20 protein-coding genes are annotated in these 21,152 nt (G+C 74.6%); 13 read left to right on the top strand and 7 right to left on the bottom strand.

Annotated features, from left to right (window positions below):
• Nucleotides 1–107: 107 nt before the first annotated feature.
• Entirely contained in the window at nt 108–986 is an 879-nt protein-coding gene (locus tag ACFV6D_RS23575) for a TetR family transcriptional regulator (RefSeq protein WP_380378064.1), read from the bottom strand.
• Nucleotides 987–1,180: 194 nt separating this feature from the next.
• Between ACFV6D_RS23575 and ACFV6D_RS23570 the strand changes: the two genes are divergently transcribed.
• The gene (locus tag ACFV6D_RS23570; RefSeq protein ID WP_380561026.1) at nt 1,181–1,768 is read left to right on the top strand and encodes a GNAT family N-acetyltransferase; all 588 of its coding nucleotides are present in this window, start codon (nt 1,181–1,183) and stop codon (nt 1,766–1,768) included.
• Here the strand turns inward: ACFV6D_RS23570 and ACFV6D_RS23565 are convergent.
• Complete coding sequence (locus ACFV6D_RS23565; RefSeq protein ID WP_380561025.1) at nt 1,753–2,232, bottom strand: macro domain-containing protein; 480 nt, start codon at nt 2,230–2,232, stop codon at nt 1,753–1,755. The genes ACFV6D_RS23570 and ACFV6D_RS23565 overlap by 16 nt on opposite strands.
• A gap of 10 nt (nt 2,233–2,242) precedes the next feature.
• Nucleotides 2,243–3,499: an MFS transporter gene (locus ACFV6D_RS23560; RefSeq protein WP_380561024.1), complete on the bottom strand. Its 1,257-nt coding sequence runs from the start codon at nt 3,497–3,499 to the stop codon at nt 2,243–2,245.
• A gap of 111 nt (nt 3,500–3,610) precedes the next feature.
• On the opposite strand from ACFV6D_RS23560, the gene ACFV6D_RS23555 reads away from it, so the two are divergent.
• Nucleotides 3,611–4,573: a LysR family transcriptional regulator gene (locus tag ACFV6D_RS23555; protein WP_380561023.1), complete on the top strand. Its 963-nt coding sequence runs from the start codon at nt 3,611–3,613 to the stop codon at nt 4,571–4,573.
• Between the two features lie 180 nt (nt 4,574–4,753).
• On the opposite strand, the gene ACFV6D_RS23550 is transcribed toward ACFV6D_RS23555, so the two are convergent.
• The gene (locus ACFV6D_RS23550; RefSeq protein WP_063348776.1) at nt 4,754–5,368 is read right to left on the bottom strand and encodes a YceI family protein; all 615 of its coding nucleotides are present in this window, start codon (nt 5,366–5,368) and stop codon (nt 4,754–4,756) included.
• A gap of 182 nt (nt 5,369–5,550) precedes the next feature.
• On the opposite strand from ACFV6D_RS23550, the gene ACFV6D_RS23545 reads away from it, so the two are divergent.
• The 7 genes from ACFV6D_RS23545 (at nt 5,551) to ACFV6D_RS23515 (ending at nt 12,747) form a co-directional block, all read left to right on the top strand.
• Nucleotides 5,551–8,793: an SNF2-related protein gene (locus ACFV6D_RS23545; protein WP_380561022.1), complete on the top strand. Its 3,243-nt coding sequence runs from the start codon at nt 5,551–5,553 to the stop codon at nt 8,791–8,793.
• Nucleotides 8,794–8,867: 74 nt separating this feature from the next.
• Complete coding sequence (locus ACFV6D_RS23540) at nt 8,868–9,071, top strand: hypothetical protein (protein WP_380561021.1); 204 nt, start codon at nt 8,868–8,870, stop codon at nt 9,069–9,071.
• 97 nt (nt 9,072–9,168) lie between these two features.
• On the top strand, nt 9,169–10,008 hold the full coding sequence (locus ACFV6D_RS23535; RefSeq protein WP_380561028.1) for an RNA polymerase sigma-70 factor: 840 nt from the start codon (nt 9,169–9,171) through the stop codon (nt 10,006–10,008).
• Nucleotides 10,009–10,042: 34 nt separating this feature from the next.
• Nucleotides 10,043–11,158 (top strand): MerR family transcriptional regulator, encoded by a 1,116-nt coding sequence (locus ACFV6D_RS23530; protein ID WP_380561020.1) that lies wholly within the window; start codon nt 10,043–10,045, stop codon nt 11,156–11,158.
• Nucleotides 11,159–11,227: 69 nt separating this feature from the next.
• The gene (locus tag ACFV6D_RS23525) at nt 11,228–11,692 is read left to right on the top strand and encodes a helix-turn-helix domain-containing protein (RefSeq protein ID WP_079135790.1); all 465 of its coding nucleotides are present in this window, start codon (nt 11,228–11,230) and stop codon (nt 11,690–11,692) included.
• 2 nt (nt 11,693–11,694) lie between these two features.
• Entirely contained in the window at nt 11,695–12,273 is a 579-nt protein-coding gene (locus ACFV6D_RS23520; RefSeq protein ID WP_380427128.1) for a hypothetical protein, read from the top strand.
• A gap of 123 nt (nt 12,274–12,396) precedes the next feature.
• Nucleotides 12,397–12,747, top strand: a complete 351-nt coding sequence (locus tag ACFV6D_RS23515; RefSeq protein ID WP_063348783.1) for a DUF2516 family protein — start codon at nt 12,397–12,399, stop codon at nt 12,745–12,747.
• A 110-nt stretch (nt 12,748–12,857) separates the two neighbouring features.
• Here ACFV6D_RS23515 and ACFV6D_RS23510 read toward each other — a convergent pair whose 3' ends face one another.
• Complete coding sequence (locus ACFV6D_RS23510; RefSeq protein WP_063348784.1) at nt 12,858–14,348, bottom strand: PP2C family protein-serine/threonine phosphatase; 1,491 nt, start codon at nt 14,346–14,348, stop codon at nt 12,858–12,860.
• A 455-nt stretch (nt 14,349–14,803) separates the two neighbouring features.
• Nucleotides 14,804–15,634: a hypothetical protein gene (locus ACFV6D_RS23505; RefSeq protein WP_063348785.1), complete on the bottom strand. Its 831-nt coding sequence runs from the start codon at nt 15,632–15,634 to the stop codon at nt 14,804–14,806.
• A gap of 218 nt (nt 15,635–15,852) precedes the next feature.
• On the opposite strand from ACFV6D_RS23505, the gene mshA reads away from it, so the two are divergent.
• Both mshA and ACFV6D_RS23495 read left to right on the top strand, forming a co-directional pair.
• Nucleotides 15,853–17,223 carry a D-inositol-3-phosphate glycosyltransferase gene (mshA, locus tag ACFV6D_RS23500; protein WP_380561027.1) on the top strand — a complete coding sequence of 457 codons (1,371 nt, stop codon included), beginning with the start codon at nt 15,853–15,855 and terminating at the stop codon, nt 17,221–17,223.
• Nucleotides 17,224–17,342: 119 nt separating this feature from the next.
• Entirely contained in the window at nt 17,343–17,855 is a 513-nt protein-coding gene (locus ACFV6D_RS23495) for a YbjN domain-containing protein (RefSeq protein ID WP_363375114.1), read from the top strand.
• Nucleotides 17,856–17,877: 22 nt separating this feature from the next.
• On the opposite strand, the gene ACFV6D_RS23490 is transcribed toward ACFV6D_RS23495, so the two are convergent.
• Nucleotides 17,878–19,251 carry an MDR family MFS transporter gene (locus ACFV6D_RS23490; protein WP_380561019.1) on the bottom strand — a complete coding sequence of 458 codons (1,374 nt, stop codon included), beginning with the start codon at nt 19,249–19,251 and terminating at the stop codon, nt 17,878–17,880.
• Nucleotides 19,252–19,400: 149 nt separating this feature from the next.
• On the opposite strand from ACFV6D_RS23490, the gene ACFV6D_RS23485 reads away from it, so the two are divergent.
• Both ACFV6D_RS23485 and ACFV6D_RS23480 read left to right on the top strand, forming a co-directional pair.
• Nucleotides 19,401–20,159: a phosphoglyceromutase gene (locus tag ACFV6D_RS23485; protein ID WP_063348789.1), complete on the top strand. Its 759-nt coding sequence runs from the start codon at nt 19,401–19,403 to the stop codon at nt 20,157–20,159.
• A 282-nt stretch (nt 20,160–20,441) separates the two neighbouring features.
• Nucleotides 20,442–21,032: a lytic polysaccharide monooxygenase gene (locus tag ACFV6D_RS23480; protein ID WP_363375136.1), complete on the top strand. Its 591-nt coding sequence runs from the start codon at nt 20,442–20,444 to the stop codon at nt 21,030–21,032.
• Nucleotides 21,033–21,152 lie beyond the last annotated feature (120 nt).

The raw sequence follows: 21,152 nt of genomic DNA, 5'->3' as shown, positions 1-21,152 counted from the left end.
CCGCACCCGAGCACCCCCCCGCCGCATGCGCGGCGCCGTCCCGCCGGCGCCCGCTCGCCCCCCGGGCCCCCCCCCCCCCCGACGCGTCCGAGCTGCCCTCGGGCGGGCTACTTGACGGCGGTTTTCCCGATGGTCGGCAGGATGAAGTCCTGGATGAGGCCCTTGGCATCGCGGACGATCGGGCGGAATACCCGATAACGCGAGAGGTTGATCACCCGGGCCGCCATGGGGGTGGACCGGCGGACGAATTCCCGTGTCCGCTCGGTGTCCTCGGTCCGGTCGAAAACCCAGTAGAGCACCACGACCATCAGGTGCAGCCAGAGCACGTCGGGCAGCAACTCTCCCAGCTCGGCATCCAGCTTGGGCGCCAGCTCCGAGCCCTGCAGCACGTCGCGGAACAGTTCCACGGCGGTCGCCCGGGCCGGGTGGGACTCGTTGGAGAACGGGCTCAGCGAGCTGGTCGGGTCGGCAGCGGTGCGGAAGAACTGGGCGGCGAACTCGTGGTACGGCGCGGCCGTGTCGAGCCAGGAGGTCAGCGCGATTTCCAGGCGCTCGGCAAAGTTCCGCGTATTGGCCATGCGATTCCTGGCCTCCGCCGCATGGTCGTACGTCATTCGGTCATAGAATCCCTGAATTAGGAATTCCTTCGCCGAAAAATAATAGTAAGCATTGCCGACCGAGACGCCCGCCTCGGTGGCGATCGCGCGCATGGTGGTCTTCTCGTAGCCGCGCTCCTGGAAGAGCCGCATCGCGGTCTCCAGGATCAGCGCCCGGGTCTGCTCGCTCTTGTCGGTCTTCGGCTGCGCCCGACCGCCGGGCATGGGCCCGCTGTCGGTGCCGGGCCCGCTGTCGGCACCGGGTGCGGTCGCGGGGTCGGTCGCGGTGTCGGCTGCAGGGTCGGTCGGGGTGTCGGCCGGGGTGTCGGCCGGGGTCGCGGCCGCACCGCTCGTGCCGTCCGTTCGGTTCGTCGCTGCCAGGTCGTCCACGGGCACGAGCCTAACCGGAGACGAAGCTCCAACCCGTGTCGGTGGACGCGGCACCGGGCGTCCCCTCCGTGCTCGGTGCCACATCCACCACCCCCGCCATTTCGAACGCGTTCAAAATGATGTGAGCACTGTAGAGGTTTCGCTTGAACATGTTCAACTCCAATCTGTGGGAGGCTCGTCACATGATCAGTCCCGTGCAGACCACCATCCGGCGCGGCGGAGCGCAGGACGCCGCGGCCGTCGCCGACCTGCACGCCCGCAGCTGGAGCACCGCCTACCGCGGGATCGTCCCCGCGGACGCACTCGGCGACGGCCTGCCCGTCCAGCGGCGCGAGCTGTGGGAGCTGCGGCTGACCGTCGACTACGGCGATCCGGCCGCCGAGCCGGAACTGCTGATCGCCGACCAGGCCGGGGAGACGGTCGGGTTCATCTACCTTGTCCCGCAGCCGGACGCCCGGGTACTGGTCGACAACCTGCACGTCCGCCCCGGCCGGACCGGCGGCGGCATCGGCCGCGCACTGTTCGCCGCAGCCCGCGCCCACGTCGTCGAGCGGCACCCCGGGGCCGAGCTGTACCTGGAGGTGCTGCGCGACAACATCCGCGCGATCGCCTTCTACGAGCGCGAGGGCGGTGTGCGGACGCGGGTGCAGGAGGGCGTGTTCCCGGGCGGGTACGTGCTGCCCGAGTACGTGTACAGCTGGCCCGCCGAGAGCCTCGCGGCGCAGGCGGTGCCTGCGCAGACAGTGCCTGCGCAGGCGGTGCAGGCTCAGCCGACGTCGTAGACCGTCACCGGCACCCCCCGCTCCACCAGTCGCGCGGACACCAGCGGTTCGACCCGCTCCCAGCGCCCACCGGCCAGCCCGCAGCCGATCCGCGGCATGTGGACGGAGGCGCCGAGCTCCCGCGCGTGGTCGCCCAGCGCGGCCAGCGCGGTGTCGATCGCCTCGTACCGGACCGGCACCCCGGTGGAACGCCCCGTCCGGATGCCGCGCTGGCCGACCAGGTTGGCCACCCAGACGTACGGCTCGACCTGCACCAACTGCAGGGCGCCGAGCCCGAAGTCGTTCCCCGCCCGCTCCCGGTGCCAGCGTCGGAACGCGGCCTCGGGCTCGGGCCAGCGTCTGGACAGCGCGAGCACGAAGCCCTTGCCCCAGCCGCCGAGGTCGTTGCAGACGTGCGCGATCACCTTCACGCCCTTGCCCTGCGGCGCGGTGGCATCGCCTCGGACATAGGTGATTTCCGCCATGCCCCGAACGCTAGACCGAGGTACTGACAGTCCGCTCGGCACTTTCCGCCGGGGCCCCGGCGGCCCGCAGGTGCCGCCGCCCGGCCAGGGCGATCAGCAGGGCGAGCGCGGCGGCGCAGGCCGGCAGGGCGTAGCCGGTGCCGGGGGCGGCGTGCTCGGCGACCGCGCCGGCGAGCGCCGCGCCGCCCGAGATGCCGACCACGATGCCGGACACCGCGATTGCCATCCCCTCGTTGAACTGCCGCCCCGGCAGCAGTTCCTGGACCAGCGTCATCCCGGTCACCATGGTCGGCGCGGTGGCCGTGCCGGCCGCGAACAGCGCGACCCCGAGCAGGCCGAGCCCGGCCCCGCCGAGTCCGGCTGCGAGCGGCAGCAGCAGCCCCCCGGCCATCGCCGCGGCCCCGGACAGGAAGCGCACTCCGGGTGACCGACGCGGCGTCAGCAGCCCGAACACCAGCCCGGCCAGGCAGGATCCGCCCGCGACCAGGGCCAGCAGCGCGCCCGCCGCCGCCTTGTGCCCGAGCGCGTCGGCGTACGCCACGGTGGTGATCTCGGTCGAGCCGAAGACGACGCCGGTGGCGAGGAAGGCGAGCAGCAGCACCCGCAGCCCGGGCACCCGCAGCGGCGAGCCGTGGCGGTCGCCCTCCGAGCGGGCGGGCAACGGTGGTTCGGTGCGCCGCTGGGCCGCGAACAGCAGGGCGCCGGTGGTGCCGAGCGCCCCGGCGGCGAGCAGCCCGGCCTCCGGGGCGACCGCCGTGCAGAGCGTCATCGCGAGGACGGGCCCGGCCATGAAGCAGAGCTCGTCCAGGGCCTGTTCGAGGGAGTTGGCCAGGTGCCGGGCGGCCGGGTCGGCCCGGTACAGGTGTGCCCAGCGGGCCCGGGCCATGCCGCCGAGGTTGGGCGCGGCCGCGCAGGCCGCCCAGCAGGCGTAGAGCGTCCAGTCGGGTGCGCCGAGCCGGAGGCAGAGCAGCAGGGCGGCGAGCGGGGCGGCGTTGTAGAGCGCGGCCGGTACGGTCACCCGAGCCTGCCCGTACCGGTCCACCAGCCGCCCGAGCAGCGGCATCCCGATCGCGCCGGTGATCAGCCCGACGGCCGAGACGGTGCCGGCCAGCGCGTACGAGCCGCGCCGTTCGGCGAGCAGGACGACCAGCGAGACGCCGTTCATCGACAGCGCGAGCCGGCCGAGCAGCCCGGCGAGGGTGAAGGCGGCGGCGCCGGGGGCCGCGAACAGCCGCCGGTAGGAGGTGAGGAGGGCGCGCGAGGGCATCGGGCTCCTGGGGAGAGTGAGGGGGACGCCCATCAGCCTCCGTCGGTGCCGGGCGGCGGTCCAACACCTGTTCCGCCGCATTCACAGCAGGTTGTTGTTAATCTGCCGCCCATGCCCCGTGACCTGCACCCCCGTCTGCTCCGCGGCTTCGTCGCGGCCGCCGAGAGCCTGCACTTCGGCCGGGCCGCCGGGCGGCTGCACGTCGCCCAGCAGGCGCTCAGCCGGGACATCCGGACCTTGGAAGGGCTGCTCGGCGACGCGCTGTTCACCCGCACCACCCGCAGTGTCGAACTCACCCCGGCCGGGCTGCGGTTGCTGCCCCGGGCGCGCCGGCTCCTCGCCCTGCACGACGAGATCCTGGCGGGCGCCGCGGCCCGGCCGCTGCTGGTGGACCTCAACAGCGACGTGACCGGCCCGGACCTCACCGCTGACCGGGTGCTCGAACGCGCCCGCGCCGCCTGGCCGGAGGGCGAACTGCTGGCCCGCTTCCACGGCGGCCTCGCCGCGGCCGCCGCCGAACTGCTGGCCCACCGGCTGGACGTGTCCTTCGGCCGGTTCGCCGGACTGCCCGCCCCGCTGCGCGGCCAACTCGCCCAGCGGCCGGTCCGGTTGGACCGGATCTCGGTGATGATGGCGGACACCCACCCGCTGGCCGGCCGTCCGGTGCTGCGCGTCGCCGAGCTGACCGGGCACCCCGTCGACGTCTGCGCCGGCAACCCGGCCACCACCGAGTGGGCCGACCTCGGCGTCCGCCTGCTGCGCGAGCACGGCCTGACGCCGGCCGCGCCGTACGTGCCGCCGGTGGGTTTGGACGAGACGGCCCGTTACCTGGCCCGGCACGGCGATCCGATGCTGACCACCGTCGGCGGGCCGAGGATTCCGGGGGCGGTGACCGTGCCGCTGGTGGAGCCGGTGCCGCTGAGCCTGGTCAGCCTGGTGCACCGGCCCGGTGAGCGCCACCCGGGGCTGGCCGCACTGGGCGCCGCGGCCGCCGGGCTCGGTGCGGCCGAGGGCTGGCTGCGGCGGCCGGCGGGCAGCTGGCTGCCGGCGGCGGACGCGGCGCTGCTCGGGTGACCGGGCCAAGTGCCGCGGCCGGGTGAGGGCCGGGTGACGGGGGCCGCCGGGACGCGACACCGCCCCTGCCGTCGGGGGTCGGCAGGGGCGGCGGGTGGGCGGACCGGGCCGGGCGGCGGGTGGGCGGACCGGGCCGCGCGGCGGGTCCGGTGGCCCGGGTGGCAGTCGTGGACGGCCGGGTCAGGCCGCCTTGACGGCGGAGATGTCGAAGCTGAGCTTGACCTTCTCGCTGATCAGCACGCCGCCGGTCTCCAGGGCCGCGTTGTAGGTCAGGCCGAACTCGGTGCGGTCGAGGACGGTGCTGCCCTCGAAGCCGACCCGCTCGGCGCCGTAGGCGTCGGTGGCGCTGCCGGTGTACTCCAGGTCCAGGACCACCGGGCGGGTGGTGTCCTTGATGGTCAGCTCGCCGCTCATCCGGTACGTGTCGCCGCGCAGCCGCTCGGCCGAGGTGCTGCGGAAGCGGATCTCCGGGTAGGTGTCGGCGGCGAAGAAGTCGCCGGTGCGCAGGTGCTCGTCGCGCTGGGCCTGGTTGGTGTCGATGCTGGCGACCTTGATCACCAGGTCGGCGGAGGAGTTGCCCGGGGTGCTGCCGTCCAGGTGCAGCTTGCCGTCGTACTCGGTGAAGCGGCCCTTGACGTTCGTCACCATGGCGTGGCGCACCGAGAAGGCGACCTCGCTGTGCGTGGTGTCGATGGTCCAGTCGCCGGTCAGGTGGGCGAGGTCCGGGCCGGTCGGGGTCTCGGCGACGGCGACGGCGGTGGGGGTGGCGGTCTTGGTGCGGTTGAACAGGCCCATGGCTCCTCCTCGGGTCCGAAGCCATTTGTTTAGGCTTCAACTTGTTGGCTCCAGCGTAGGCCGCTTTCGTTCAAATTTCAACCACAGCCGTCGGCGTTTCGCGAAAGACTTGGCGGAGCGGCACTGTCGGACCGCCCGGTTAGGCTGCGAAGGACGGTTCCGCCGACCGGAAGGCCTCCCGCATGTTCGTCCTGCACGCGCTCTGGCGGGCGGGCGGACGGCTGGCCCTGTGGGCCGAGGACGCCCGCGCCCACCCGGGCACCGTGGAACCCCGCCCCGACCGGGCGGCCCCGCGCGCCCACCCCTACGCCTGCCCGGCCGGCGAACTCGCCGCCGTCCTCGGCGGCATCGGGCCCGGCCTCGGCTGGCTCGCCGGCCAGGCCCCCGAGCGCTGGGCCACCCTGCTGCTGCCCACCACCGGCGCCCTGCCCGCGCCCTCGCCCGACCTGCCGGTCACCCCGGTCCGGGGCGCGGCCGTCCTGGCGCCCTGGCGCGTCCCCGCGCTGCTCTTCGACACCGGGGCGGCCGCCCAACTGCTCGGCGAGGTCTTCGACCCGCACTGGGCCGTCACCAGCACCGATCTGCCCGGCACCGGGCGCGTCGAGGTCGTCCAGGGCCCCTCGCTGCGCTGGCTGACCGGCGTGCACGACCTCGCCTGGCGAACGGTCGGCCGGGGCCGGGTGCTGCCGCTGCCCGTCCTGGCGGACGGCTGCCCGCAGGCCCGCTGGCGGCCCGACCCCACCCCGGCGGGCCGCCGGGAGGCCGCCGCACTGGCGGACGGCTGCCCGCCCGTCCTGCTGGGGGAGTGGCCGGCGGCCGGCGCCGGCACCGGCGAGGCCCTGCTGGACGCCGCGCTGGGCGCACTGGTGGACACCGAGGCCCGGGCCGCCCTGGCCGGCACGCCCCCGCTGGGCCCGGGCGACACCCGGACCGGCGGTGCCCGAACCGGCGACGCCCGAACCGGTGGCGCTCCAGCCGACGCCACGACGGCCGCTGCGGTGGGGACCGCTCCCACGACGGCCGCCGCGGTGGGGGCCGCCGCCGAACGCTGGCTGCACGCCCTGACCACCCCGGACGGCGGCCTCACGGACGTCCGGTCCGAGGGCTTCGCCGAACTGCGCCGCCGACTCGCCGCCTGGTACGCCGCCGCCGAGCCCACCGCGCCCGTCCTCCGGCTCTGCTTCCGCCTGCTGGAGCCGCTCGGGCCCGACCCGGACGACCCCGAGGGCCGGCCCTCCGACGACGCCTGGCAGCTGGAGTTCCTGCTCCAGGCCGTCGACGAGCCCTCCCTGCTGGTCCGCGCCGCCGACCTGCACGAAGGCGGCGCCGCCCACGCCGCGCTGGCCCGCAAGGCGCCGGACCCGGCCGACGTCCTGGTCGCCGAGCTGGCCCGCGCCGCCCACCGCTGGCCGGCCCTGGACGGCCTGCGGCACCGCTCCCGCCCGGCCGCCCTGCCGCTCGACCGGGCCGGCGCGCTGGACTTCCTGCGCACCGCCGCGCCCGCCCTCGCCGAGGGCGGCTTCGGCGTGCTGCTGCCCGCCTGGTGGCGCCGCCGGCCCAGGCTCGGGCTCGCCCTGCGGGCCACCACCCCGCCCGCGCCGGGCACGCTCGCCGTCGCCTCCCAGGTGGACCGGGACGCCGTGGTCGCCTTCCGCTGGCAGGCCGCGCTCGGCCCGGAGGGGGCGCCACTCACCGAGCAGGAACTGGCCGAACTCGCCGCCGCCAAGCAGGGGTTGGTTCGGGTGCGCGGCACCTGGCTGGAGGCCGACCCGGAGCAGATCGCCGCCGCGCTCGCCTTCCTCGCCGACCGGCGCGACGGCGTGCTGGCCACCGCCGACCTGCTGCGGCTGGCCCTCGACCCGGAGGCGACCGTCGCCGGGCTGCCCGTCACCGCCGTCCGCGCGGACGGCCCGCTCGGCGACCTGCTGGCCGGGCGCGCCGCTCCGGCCCCCGCCCCCGCGCTGCCGCCCGACTTCCGGGCCACCCTGCGCCCCTACCAGGAGCGCGGCCTGGCCTGGCTGCGGGCGATGGCCGGGCTCGGCCTCGGGGCCGTGCTGGCCGACGACATGGGCCTCGGCAAGACCGTCCAGACCCTCGCCCTGTTGGCCACCGAGCAGGCCGAGGGGGCGGTCGGCCCCACCCTGCTGGTCTGCCCGATGTCCCTGGTCGGCAACTGGCAGCGCGAGGCCGAGCGCTTCGCCCCCGCCCTGCGGCGCCACGTCCACCACGGCTCCGGCCGCCTCGGCGCCGACCAACTCGCCGACGCCGTACGGGGCGTGGACCTCGTCATCACCACCTACGGGCTGGTCCAGCGCGACCTCGCCGCGCTGCGGGCGATCCGCTGGCGCCGGGTGGTCGCCGACGAGGCGCAGTACGTCAAGAACGCCGGTACCGCCCAGTCCCGGGCCGTCCGTGCGCTGCCCGTCACCCGCCACCGGATCGCCCTGACCGGCACCCCGGTGGAGAACCGGCTCGCCGAACTGCACGCCGTCCTGGACTTCGCCAACCCCGGGCTGCTCGGCCCGGCCGAGCGTTTCAAGGAGCGCTACGCGATCCCGGTCGAACTGCACCGCAGCCCCGAGCGCACCGCCGAACTCCAGCGCCGTACCGCCCCGTTCGTGCTGCGCCGGCTCAAGTCCGACCCGGCGGTGGCCGCCGAGCTGCCGGCCAAGCAGGAGATGACCGTCTGGTGCAGCCTCACCGCCGAGCAGGCGGGCCTCTACCAGGCCGTGGTGGCCGACCTGCTGCAGCGGGTCGAGGGGATCCGGGGTGTGGAGCGGCGCGGCACCGTGCTGGCCGCGATCGGCAAGCTCAAGCAGGTGTGCAACCATCCGGCCCAACTGCTGCACGACGGCTCGGCGTTGGGCGAGCGCTCGGGCAAGGTGGCCCGGCTGGCGGAGCTGCTGGAGGAGGCGCTGGCCGAGGGCGACCGGACGCTGGTCTTCACCCAGTACGCCGAGTTCGGCACGATGCTCCGCCCGTACCTGGCCCGCCGGCTCGGCGAGGAGGTGCTCTACCTGCACGGCGGCGTCCCCCGGGCCCGCCGTGAGGAGATGGTCGAGCGCTTCCAGTCCCCGGACGGGCCAAGGGTGTTCCTGCTCTCGCTGCGGGCCGGCGGCACCGGCCTCAACCTGACCGCCGCCAACCAGGTGATCCACCTGGACCGCTGGTGGAACCCGGCGGTCGAGGAGCAGGCCACGGACCGCGCGTTCCGGATCGGCCAGCGCCGGGACGTCCAGGTCCGCCGACTGGTCTGCGTCGGCACCGTCGAGGAGCGGATCGACGAACTCCTCGCCGCCAAACGCTCGTTGGCCGCAGCGGTGGTGGGGGAGGGGGAGCGCTGGCTCACCGACCTGCCGGTCGAGGCGCTGCGTGAACTGGTCGCGCTCACCCGTGAGGACGCCGTCGCCGAGGAGGACGCATGACACCCGGCCACCCTGCCCCCGTCCCGCCGGGAAACGCCCCGGCCGGGGACGCCCAACCCGGTAACGCCCAACCCGTGAACGCCCCCGCCGTGAACGTCGCCGCCGTGAACGTCGCCGCCTACTGGGGCGGCGGCTTCACCCTGCGCCCGGCCCCGCCCGGGCCCGAGGAGGAGCCCGACGAGCCCTCGCTGCGCCGCCTCGGCCGCTCCGGCGTCACCGTGCGCGGCCGCGACCTAGCCACCCTGCTCGCCCCCGCGTACGAGGCGTTCCGCGGCTGACGAGGCCTCGGCCCGCCGCCGCCCGTGCGGTAGCGTCGGAGCGGTGACCGACACCCTCGCCGACCCCGCCCTCGACGACTTTGAGCGGCACCGCCGGATGATCTTCGGTATCGCCTACCGGATGCTCGGCAGCGTCGCCGACGCCGAGGACCTGGTCCAGGACACCTGGCTGCGCTGGAGCGGGGTCACCGGCCCGGTCGCCAACCTGGGCGGCTACCTGGCCCGGACGGTCACCAACCTCGCGCTCAACCGGCTCGACTCGGCCGCCGTCCGCCGCGAGGCCTACGTCGGCCCCTGGCTGCCCGAGCCGCTGGTCGCCGAGCCGGACGCGACCGCCGACGTCGAGCGCGCCGAGACGGTCTCGTTCGCCCTGCTGGTGGTGCTGGAGAGCCTGTCCCCGCTGGAGCGGGCCGTCTTCGTCCTCAAGGAGGCCTTCGGCTTCTCCTACCGGGAGATCGCCGAGGCGCTGGAGCGCACCGAGGCCGCCTGCCGGCAGGTCGGCAGCCGGGCCAAGGCGCACGTCCGGGCCCGCCGGCCGCGCTACGACGCCCCGCCGGAGCTGCGCCGCCGCGCCACCGACGAGTTCCTCGCGGCCTGCGTCGGCGGCGACCTCAACCGGATGCTGGACCTGCTCGCCCCCGACGTCACCTCCTGGACCGACGGCGGCGGCGTGGTCCGCGCCGCGCTGCGCCCGGTCACCGGCGCCGACAACGTCGCCCGCTTCCTGCTCGGGGTGCTCGGCCAGCTGGGCGAGGGCGTCGAGCTCCGGCCGGTCCTGGTCAACGGCCAGCCCGGGCTGCTGGTCACCCAGGACGGCGCGATCGACGCCGTCTCGGTGTTCGACTTCGTCGAGGGGCCCGACGGACGGCCCCGGATCGCCGAGCTGCGCATCGTCCGCAACCCGTCGAAGCTCGCCCACCTCGCCGGCCGGGCTTGACCCTCGACCTGGTCGAGCCCGCAGAGTCACCGGCATGGAGAGCGAGCTGCACAGCATCGGCGAGCTGGCCCGCGCCAGCGGCCTGGGCGTCGGCACCCTGCGCTACTACGACGGCGCCGAGGTGCTCACCCCCGCCTGGGTCGACCCGCAGACGGGCTACCGCTGGTACCGGCCCGGCCAACTCGCCGACGCCCGGCTGCTGGCCCGGCTGCGCCGGGTCGGCCTGCCGCTGGCCGGCATCCGCGCCGTGCTCGGCGCGGCGCCCGGCTCCGGCACGGCCGCGCGGGTGCTCGACGCGCACCTGCGCCGACTGGAGGAGGGCCTCGCCGACGCCCGCCGCGAGCTCTCCCTGATCCGCGTGATGACCGACCAGAGGGAGCAACCGATGACCACCACCCCCGCCGAAGTCCGCTTCACCGTTTCGGCCGAGGAACTGGCCGCCGCACTGGACGTGGTCCGCTTCGCCGTCGGCGGCGACCCCGGAACGCCGGCGCTCGCCGGGGTGCTGTTCGAACCGGACGGCCCGGTGCTGCGCCTGGTCGCCACCGACCGCTACCGGATGGCGCTCGCCGAGGTGCCCGCCACCACGGCGCCCGACCGGCCGGACGGCGGCACGATCGTCCCCACCGCCCTGGTCGACGCCCTGCGTGCGCTGCTCGGCGCGGCCGACGCCGAGGCCGAGGTCGCGCTGACCCTCGGCGGCGGCCTGGTCCGGGCCGAGACCGGCGGCCACCGGATCGAGGGCGCCGCCCTGGACTTCGACTACCCTGACCACCGGGTGCTGACCCGGCTCGAACCGGAGCACCGGATCGACCTGTCCGCCGCCGAACTGCGCGGCGCCGTCGAGACCGGCGCCACCCGCACCCTGCCCTCCGGCCCGAACGGCGCGGACTGCGCGGTCACCGTCCTCACCCTTACGGCGGACGGCCGCCTGGCGGTGGCCGGTGCCGAGCCCGGCCCCGAATCCACGTCCGGAGACCTGAGGGTGGCGGTCAACCGCGACTTCCTGCTGGACGCCCTGCGGGTCGGCCGCCCCGAGCAGCTGGTGCTCGAACTCGGCGGCCCGATCGCCCCCTTGGCGATTCGCACGCCGGGCCGGGAGGGCACCTTCTCGCTCCTGATGCCGGTCCGCGTCCCCGACCTCGGCTGAGCCCGCCCGCCGTTTGCTGTGGTTAGCATCCTGCTTGCATCTGCAAGCAGGATGTTGCAGTCTGCGGGTATGGCCTCACTGAACGTCGGCTCGCTGGGCGAGTACATCCGCGAGCAGCGCCGGAACGCGCAGTACTCACTGCGCCAGCTGGCGGAGGCCGCAGGCGTGTCGAACCCGTACCTCAGCCAGATCGAGCGCGGGTTGCGCAAGCCGAGCGCGGAGATCCTGCAGCAGATCGCGAAGGCGCTGCGGATCTCGGCGGAGACGCTGTACGTCCAGGCCGGGATCCTGGAGGAGCGGCGCGGTGAGGGCCTGGAGCTGCGGGCCTCGATCCTGGCCGATCCGCTGATCAACGAGCAGCAGAAGCAGGCGTTGCTCGCGGTCTACGACGCCTTCCTGAAGGAGAACGCCGTCCAGCGGGGCGCGGTGGCCGAGCGGCCGCCCGCGGCCGGTACCGACACCGGCGTTCCACCAGCCTCCGGCCCGACGACCGACGGCTCAGCCACCCAGAACACCCACCGGGAGGACCGGTAAGCATGCCGATCACCGACGAGATCAAGAAGACCCTCAGCGACCCGACCCCGCTGTACGCCATCGCCGGCGCCGGGGATCTCGCGTACGAGAAGCTGCGCGAGGTGCCGGGCCGGGTGGAGGCGCTCACCGCGGACCGCAAGGGCGCGCAGGAGAAGGCCACCGCCCGGTTCCAGGAGGCGCAGACGAAGCTGGCCGAGGCGCAGGCCAAGGTCACCGAGACCGTCACGACGCTCCCCGTCGACCTGCGGACCTTGCAGGAGCGGGCACAGGGCTTCGCCCTCCAGCAGGTCGGCCGCGCGGTCGAGCTGGCGGTGAAGGCCAAGGAGACGTACGACGAGCTGGCCGAGCGCGGCAAGGTCGTGGTGGACCGGGCCCGCCCGGGCGCGCCCGCCGGGCCGGGGCAGCCGGCCGAGGAATCGGAGCTCGCCAGGGCATCCGAGCCGGTCGAGGCCGAGCTGGTCGAGGACGACATCGACACCCTGGCCACCGACCCCCTGGCCGCCGACACCTCGGCCGCCGACACCCGGCCCGCCCCGAAGAGGGCCGCCCGCGCCCGGAAGACCACCGACCGCGCGGAGTGAGGGAAGGGCCGCCGGACGGGGCACATCCGGTGACCGCAGGACGTTGGCAGGAGAGCGGACGGTCGACCGTGCCAGGATGGGCGGTGGCCGGAGCGCCGGAGGCGAGAGACAGAGGAGAGCGTGATGGGCGGAGTGGCCCAGATTCTGGACTTGGCCTATCTGAACCCGATCTGGTGGCTGTCCGTCGCCATCCTGGGCTTCAAGCTGTTCGCCCTGGGCGACGCGGTCACCCGCCGTGAGGACGCCTACCGGGCGGCGGACAAGAAGACCAAGCCGTTCTGGCTGGCGATCCTGGCGATCGCCTTCGGCTGGGACCTGCTGTTCGGGGTGAACTTCTTCACCGGCATCGGGACGCTCGCCGGGCTGGTCGCGTCGATCGTCTACATGGTGGACGTGCGCCCGGCGATCCGGGAGCTGACCGGTGGTGGCGGCCGTGGCGGCCGCAGCAACACCGGTCCGTACGGCCCCTGGTAGGCCGCGCGATCGGACGGCGATCGGGCAACGATCAGGCAACGGCGAGGCCCGGGCGGGGAGTTCACCCGCCCGGGCCTCGCCGTACCCGGCTCCAGTCGGCTCCGGCCGGCTCAGCCGAGGATCAGCTGCATCGGGTTGCGTTCCAGCAGCAGCACCGCGACGTCGTCCGTCAGCGCGCCGCCGTTCAGCTCCTCGACCTCGGCGATGGCGCTGTCGACGAGCCGGCCCCGGGTGAGCCCGGCGGACTGGTGGTCGCCGATGAGGTCGGCCAGCCCGTCCTGTCCGAGGCGGCGGGAGCCGGCCCCGACCCGGCCCTCGATCAGCCCGTCGGTGTAGAGCAACAACCGCCAGCCGGGCTGCAGTTCGAGCTGCTGGGCGGGCCACGCGGCCTGCCCGTCGTGGCACGGCAGCAGGCCGAGCGCCGGACCGGCGAGGTCGGCGGGCAGGGTGACCGGCTGGTGGTCGCGGCCGAGCAGCAGCGGCGCCGGGTGCCCGGCGAGGTAGAGCCGGGCAGGCTCGCCGGCGCCGAGCGAGTCGAGGCCGCCGCTGGCGCCGCCCGGCTCGATGACGAGCATGCAGAGCGTCGCGAAGATCTCGTCGCTGCGCCGCTCGTGTTCCAGCACGTGCTGGAGGGTGGTCAGCAGGGCCTCGCCGGTGAGGCCCGCGAAGACGAGGGTGCGCCACGCTATCCGGAGGGCGACGCCGAGCGCGGCCTCGTCCGGGCCGTGGCCGCAGACGTCGCCGATCACGACGTGGACGGTGCCGTCGTCGGTGCGGACGGCGTCGTAGAAGTCGCCGCCGAGCAGGGCGCGGCGGCGGCCCGGGCGGTAGCGCCGGGTGAAGGAGAGGCCCGCGCCGTCGAGCAGCGGGGTGGGCAGCAGGTGGCGTTGGAGGCGGGCGTTCTCCTGGCCGCGCAGCTCGGCCTCGACGAGGCGGCGCTGCGACTCGTCGGCGCGCTTGCGCTCGACGGCGTAGCGCAGGGCGCGGCCCAGTAGCGGGCCGTCCGTCGCGTGCTTGATCAGGAAGTCCTGGGCGCCCGCGGCGACGGCGGCCGCGCCCAGTTCGGCGCCGGCCGCGTCGGTGAGCACCACGACCGCGGTGTGCGGGGCGCGGCGGAGCAGTTCGTGCAGGCCTTCGAGGCCGTCGGAGTCGTCGGACGGGTGCGGCAGGTCGGCGGGTGCGGCGAGGTCGAGCAGCACGCAGCTGAAATCGCTGCCGCGGGAGCGCCCGCGCCGACTGCCGGACGGGGACACGGCGAGCAGTTCGGTGGCCTGTTCCAGCCCGCGGGCCCAGTGGATCTCGATCGAGGTGCCGCTGTCGGCGACCGCCGCTTTGATCAGCTGGGCGTCGGAGGCGTCGTCCTCGATCACCAGCAGTTTGAGCGGCGCGGTGCTGCTGGCGGCTGCGGTCGCGGCGGCGGGGGCCGAGGTGCGTCCGCTCTGGGGCCGGGGGTGCGGTATCGGGGGAGCGGCCGTCACCGGGCCGGCCGGCGTCGGGCCGGTCAGGGACGGGCGGTTGCGGGCATGGTCAACGGGGGCGCCGGCCTGGGCGCCCGACAGGCTCGTGGCACCAGGTGCCCGCCCGTCTCCCGTTGCGGGCATCGGTGGTTCCTCCCTTTCCCCGAGTGCGTAACGGTCAGCGCCCGTCCGCAGTGCCCGCCTGGCACCGTGCGCCGGGGAACTTCTCGCGACCATAACGTGATCTCCGGGGATTTCTCTGGCCGACCGGCGTCGTTGTGGTTTTTGCCACGCCGGTGGCGGTGCGGTGATCTGACTCGGACGACGGCTGGGATCCCCGCGTTGGCGGGGAAGGAAAGGGGACGGGCGATGGTGACGCGGATCACCCTGGTCGAGGGTGATGTCGGGGGCCGCAGGTGGACGCCGTGGCGCCGGGCGGCGACGGCGTACGGGCGGGTCGTCCGGCGGCGTCCATGGTGACGTGATGGGGCGTCAACACGCCAGTGGTATTCGATAACTCGTTCGAGTGAATGCGGCGGGTCGCTCACCCGCACCGGCCCCGGTCCGTGCCGGGCCGGCGACCCCGGCCGCGCGAACCGCTACGGCGCGAGCGCGCTCCACGGCACCGTGACCTCGCCCTGCCGCCACCGCCCGCGCGCGTCCACCAGCGGCCAGTCGCCCGCCAGCGCCGTGCAGGCCGCCACCCAGCGCTGCCGCGCCCCGAACGCCCCGTACGGCGCGGCCGCCGCCCAGGCCCGGTCGAAGTCGGCCAGGAAGGCGTGCACCGGCCGGCCCGGCACGTTGTGGTGGATCAGCGCCTTCGGCAGCCGTTCGGCGAGGTCGGAGGGCTGGCCGAGGCCGCCCAGCCGGGCCGCGAAGGTCACTGTCCGGGGCCCTTCCGGGCCGAGCGCGACCCAGACGTGCCGCCGCCCGATCTCGTCGCAGGTGCCCTCCACCAGCAGCCCGTCCGGGGCCAGCCGGGCGCAGAGCCGCTCCCAGACCCCGGCCACCGCCGACTCGTCGTACTGCCGCAGCACGTTGGCGGCCCGGATCAGCTGGGCCGGCGCGCCGCCGTCCAGCGGGACCTCGAAGCCGCCGCGCCGGAAGGTGAGCAGCGGCGGTTCGGCGTACGGCAGCGCGGCCGCGACCCGCTCCGGCTCGATCTCGATCCCGACCACCCGGACGTCCGGGCGCACCGTGCGCAGCCGCCCGGCCAGTTCGACGGCCGTCCACGGCGCGGCGCCGTAGCCGAGGTCGACCGCCACCGGCGGGCGCCCGCCGGCGCGCAGCGTGCGGCCGAGGGTGTGGGCGATCCAGCGGTCCATCCGCCGCAGCCGATTGGTGTTGGTGGTGCCCCGGGTGACCGTCCCCACCGGCCGTCCGGTCCGCCCACGGGCGGGTGCGGTCGCGGAGTCGAAGGAGGCAGCCATGCCTGGAAGGGTAGTCGGGTCCGCGTCGGCACCGCTGTGACCTGGGACGTCATCCCGTCCGGCATCTCGTCCGCCGGAGCGGGAATGCCGGACGCGGGCCGGGTGGTTGGCTGTCTGGTGGTGATGTGTGCCCGGGACGGGGCAGCGCACACCGGACAGCGGGCGGCCCGTGCGCGGGCCGCCGAGACGGGCCGCACAGAGGAGGCTTCAGCCAGGTGATCCAGCACCCCGTCCGTTCGGTACGCCGTGCCCAGCCCGCCGCGCCCGCGCGGGGCCGGCTCCAGTCGCTCGTCCCGGGCCGCCGCCGCCCGCGCCGGATAGCGATGCTGAGTGTCCACACCTCGCCGCTGCACCAGCCCGGCACGGGGGACGCCGGCGGGATGAACGTCTACATCGTCGAGCTGGCCAAGCGCCTGGCCGCGCTCAACATCGAGGTCGAGGTGTTCACCCGGGCGATCTGCTCGGACGACGCCCCCACCGTCGAGCTGGCCCCCGGCGTGCTGGTCCGGCACGTCACCGCCGGCCCGTACGAGGGCCTGCTGAAGGAGGACCTGCCCGCCCAGCTGTGCGCCTTCACCCACGGGGTGCTGCGGACGGAGGCGGGCCACCGCCCCGGCCACTACGACCTGGTGCACTCGCACTACTGGCTCTCCGGGCAGGTCGGCTGGCTGGCCGCGCAGCGCTGGGGGGTGCCGCTGGTGCACACCATGCACACCATGGCGAAGGTCAAGAACGCCGCGCTGGCCGAGGGGGACACGCCCGAGCCCGCGGCCCGGGTGATCGGCGAGACCCAGGTGGTCGAGGCGGCCGACCGGCTGATCGCCAACACCACCGAGGAGGCCGCCGAGCTGGCGCTGCACTACGCCGCCCGGCCGGACCAGCTGGCCGTCGTCCACCCCGGCGTCAACCTGGACGTCTTCCGCCCCGGCGGGGCGTCGGAGCGGGCCGCCGCCCGGGCCCGGCTGGGCCTGCCGCAGGACGCGGCGGTGCTGCTCTTCGCGGGCCGGATCCAGCCGCTGAAGGCTCCGGACGTGCTGCTGCGGGCGGTCGCCGAGCTGCTGGCGCGCCGCCCGGGGCTGCGCGAGCACCTGCTGGTGCCGGTGGTCGGCGGTCCGTCCGGCACCGGACTGGCCCGGCCGGAGAGCCTGCACAAGCTCGCCGCCCAACTGGGCATCAGCGACGTGGTGCGGTTCCACCCGCCGGTCGGCCAGGCCGAGCTCGCGCAGTGGTACCGCGCGGCGACGGCACTGGTGATGCCCTCGTACAGCGAGTCCTTCGGGCTGGTCGCGCTGGAGGCGCAGGCCTGCGGCACCCCGGTGGTTGCGGCCTCGGTCGGCGGCCTGCCGGTCGCGGTGCGGGACGGCGAGACGGGCACGCTGGTGCACGGCCACGACCCGGTGGCCTGGGCGCACGCGCTGGAGCCGTACGTCACCGACCGGGCTCTGGTCGCCCGGCGCGGCGCGGCGGCGGCCCGGCACGCGGCCGGCTTCGGCTGGGACACCGCCGCGGCCGGCACCGCCGAGGTGTACGCCGCCAGCCTGGCCCGCCCGGCCGGCCGTTTGGCCGCCGCCCGGCGGCGGCTGGCCTGACCGGGGCCTGACCGGGGCCTGATGCGGCCGGACCACGAGTCGGCTGCGGCCCGACTGCGGCGGCCGGGGGCCCGCACCGCTGGTGCGCGCCCCCGGTACCGCCGAGTAACGTCACCCCCATGGCAACCCGCACCAAGGACGAGGCCCTGACCCTCCTGCGCACCGCCCTGGACGACGCCGGAGCGGCCTGGGAGCCCGCCGCCACCGACCCGTACACGCTGGTGGTGACGCTCCCGGGCACCCGCAAGCTGAGCACCGCCTGCGCGCTGCGGGTCGGCGACCACACCCTGTCGGTGAACGCCTTCGTGATCCGCCGACCGGACGAGAACCACGAGGCCGTCTACCGCTGGCTGCTGGAGCGCAATACCCGGCTGTACGGCGTCGCGTACGCGATCGACCCGCTCGGCGACGTCTACCTGGCCGGCCGCCTGCCCCTGGAGGCGCTCACCCCGGACGCCGTGGACCGGCTGCTCGGGACGGTGCTGGAGAACGCCGACGAGCCGTTCAACACCCTGCTGGAGCTGGGCTTCGCCTCGGCGATCCGGCGCGAGTGGGAGTGGCGGACCAAGCGCGGGGAGTCCACCCGCAACCTGGCCGCCTTCGCCCACCTGGCCGCCCCGGCGGCCGACTGACCCGGCAGCGGGGTGGGCGCCTTCAGATGCCCGCCGGAGCCTTCTCCTCGGCAGCGGGCACCGTCTCCTCCGTCACCGTCACCTCGGTCACCGCGACCTCCGGCACCGCGACCTCGGTCACTGCGGCCTCCGGCACCGCGACCTCCGTCACCGCCCCGGCGCGGCCCGCCGTCGCGTCCGTGCGCCGCCCGAGCACCACGTGCCCGGCCGCCGCGACCGTGCCGCAGACCCCGCACACGACCCAGAGCACCGCGGAGCCGGCGTACTGCAGCAGCAGACCGCCGATCGCCGGGCCGAGGAACGAGGCGAGCGACCAGGAGAGCGAGTAGACGCCCTGGTAGCGGCCGCGCGCGTGGGTCGGCGCCAGTTCGGCGACCAGGCCCATGATGGTCGGCGCGTTCAGGACCTCGCCGACCGTCCAGACCGCCACCGAGAGGGCGAACAACCACGCGGACGACCCGGCCAGCGCCGCCAGCCCGAAGCCCCAGCCCGTGATCAGGCAGCTGGCTATCAGCATGGCGGTCCGGGAGCGGGTCTCCATCCACCGGGTGAGCGGGATCTGGAGCACCACGATCAGCAGCCCGTTCAGGCCGATGACCAGCCCGTACTCGGTGGAGCTGATGCCCGCGGCGCCCATGTCGACGGCCAGGGTGGTGCTGCCCTGCTGGAGGATCAGGGCGAGCAGCAGGTTGAGCCCGACGACGGCCATGAACCGCCCGTCCCGGAACACCGCGCCGAGGCCGACCGCCGGCTCGGCCGCCCCCTTCCCGTGCCGGGGTGACTCCTGCGGCTTGGTCTCGGGGATCCGGATGAAGATCACCACCGCGCACACCAGCGTGGAGAGCGCGTCGAGCAGGAAGAGCGTGAGGTAGCCGTGGGTGGCGATCAGGCCGGCCACGGCGGCGGAGAGGCCGAAGCCGATGTTGATCGCCCAGTAGTTCAGCGAGTACGCGCGGACCCGGTCCTCGGCCGGGACGAGGTCGGCGATGATCGCCGAGGTCGCGGGCCGGGTGGCGTTGTTGCAGAGGCCGACCAGGAAGGCCACCGTGGCGATCGCCACCTGGCCGTCCGTGAAGCCGAGGACGGCGGTGAACAGCGCGGTGCCGAGCTGGGCGGCGACCAGGGTCGGGCGTCGGCCGATCCGGTCGGTCAGCACGCCGGCGCCGATCGCGGCGACCGCCGAGCCGAGGCCGTAGAGGGAGGCCACCAGGCCCGCGTAGGAGGCCGAGTACCCCCGGTTGGTGGTCAGGTAGAGCGCGAGGAAGGTGAGCACGAAAGCGCCCAGCTTGTTCACCAGCGTGCTCACCCAGAGCCACCAGAATTCCCGTGGTAGCCCGCCCACCGTCTCCTGTATCAGCCTTCGGATCCGGGGGTTGGTGAACAGGGCGACGGGCATGTGGGGGGCTCCCGGGGCAGGCGTCCGCCGAGCGGCACGGGCAGGTCCGGTCAGCCGACGTATGTAAGTGTCAGATAGGCGGTGCACACATTACACATCTGCCGTAGGTCCGGACCAGCGCTTTTCCTGCCTCCACTAAGCTGGGGGCCATGGCTGACACGACGTACCGACTCATCCTGCTCCGCCACGGCGAGAGCCAGTGGAACCAGAAGAACCTGTTCACCGGTTGGGTCGACGTCGACCTCAACGAGAAGGGCGAGAAGGAGGCCGCGCGCGGTGGCGAGCTCCTGGCCGCCGAGGGCCTGTTCCCGGACGTGCTGCACACCTCGCTGCTCCGCCGTGCGATCCGCACCTCGCAGATCGCCCTGGACAAGGCCGACCGCCACTGGATCCCGGTCAGCCGCAGCTGGCGCCTGAACGAGCGACACTACGGTGCGCTCCAGGGCAAGGACAAGGCCCAGACCCTGGCCGAGTTCGGCGAGGAGCAGTTCCAGCTGTGGCGTCGCTCGTACGACACCCCGCCGCCGGTGCTGGCCGATGACGCCGAGTACTCGCAGGCCGGTGACGCCCGCTACGCGGACATCCCGAGCGAGCTGCGTCCGCGCACCGAGTGCCTGAAGGACGTCGTCGACCGGATGCTCCCGTACTGGTACGACGCCATCGTCCCGGACCTCGCCGCCGGCAAGACCGTCCTGGTCACCGCCCACGGCAACAGCCTGCGCGCGCTGGTCAAGCACCTCGACGGCATCTCCGACGAGGCCATCGCGGGCCTGAACATCCCGACCGGCATCCCGCTCGTGTACGAGCTCGACGCCGACTTCAAGCCCGTCACCAAGGGCGGCCGCTACCTCGACGCCGACGCCGCCGCCGCGGCCATCGAGGCGGTCAAGAACCAGGGCAAGAAGTAAGCCACTTGCCGACACGGCCCCGCCTCCCGGTTCGCCGGGGGCGGGGCCTTCGTCGTTCAACCGGCCTGTGCGGACGTCGAGTTGAGGTCGGATTCGGCGGTCGGATCCGGGCTCGTCCCAATAGTGGTTCAGACCATTGACGGGTGGCGGAGTCCGCTCCTACGGTGAGGGCGCCGGACTGCCGCAGGCATGCCAAGGATCTCCCCGTCCCGGCCGCCGCACCCCCACGCGCGCGCGTCTGCGTCCCGGCGCACTCTCCATCCACCCCCACGGAGGAGCATCATGCGCACACGTCACATCGTCGGGGCGGTGGTCGCCGCGCTCGCGGTGCCGCTCACCCTCGCCGTCCCGGCGCAGTCCCACGGGTACATCTCGACGCCGCCCAGCAGGGCCGCGCTCTGCGGAGCGGGCGGGGTGTCGTGGGACTGCGGCGACATCCAGTGGGAGCCGCAGAGCGTCGAGGGCCCCAAGGGCTTTCCGAACGCCGGGCCCGCCGACGGCACCATCTGCGCCGGCGGCAACTCCCGCTTCGCCGAGCTGGACGACCCGCACGGCGGCGCCTGGCCGACCACCGCGGTGACGGCGGGGCAGCAGCTCACCTTCACCTGGACGTTCACCGCCCGGCACGCGACCACCGACTTCCGGTACTACCTGACCAAGCCGGGCTACGACGCGAGCCAGCCCGTCACCCGGGACAGCCTGGACCTGACGCCCTTCCTGATCGCCCCGTACGGCGGGAAGCAGGTGCCCAGCACGCTCAGCCACACCGCGACCGTCCCGAGCGGGCGCACCGGCCACCAGGTCGTGGTCTCGGTCTGGACGATCGCCGACACCGGGAACGCCTTCTACTCCTGCACCGACGTCCAGTTCTGACGCCCGGGGCGGCACGGCGGACGCCGTGCCGCGAACGCGCGGCACCAGGACGCGCAACGAGGTGGCCGGGCGACGGGAGGGGCTGGACCACCGGGACACCGAGGGGGGGGGCCCCGCCGT

It is taken from the genome of Kitasatospora sp. NPDC059812, from assembly GCF_042732075.1.
Lineage (GTDB): Bacteria > Actinomycetota > Actinomycetes > Streptomycetales > Streptomycetaceae > Kitasatospora.
Note: the sequence above shows the minus strand (reverse complement) of the source record. Positions and strands in the feature narration are given on the sequence as shown.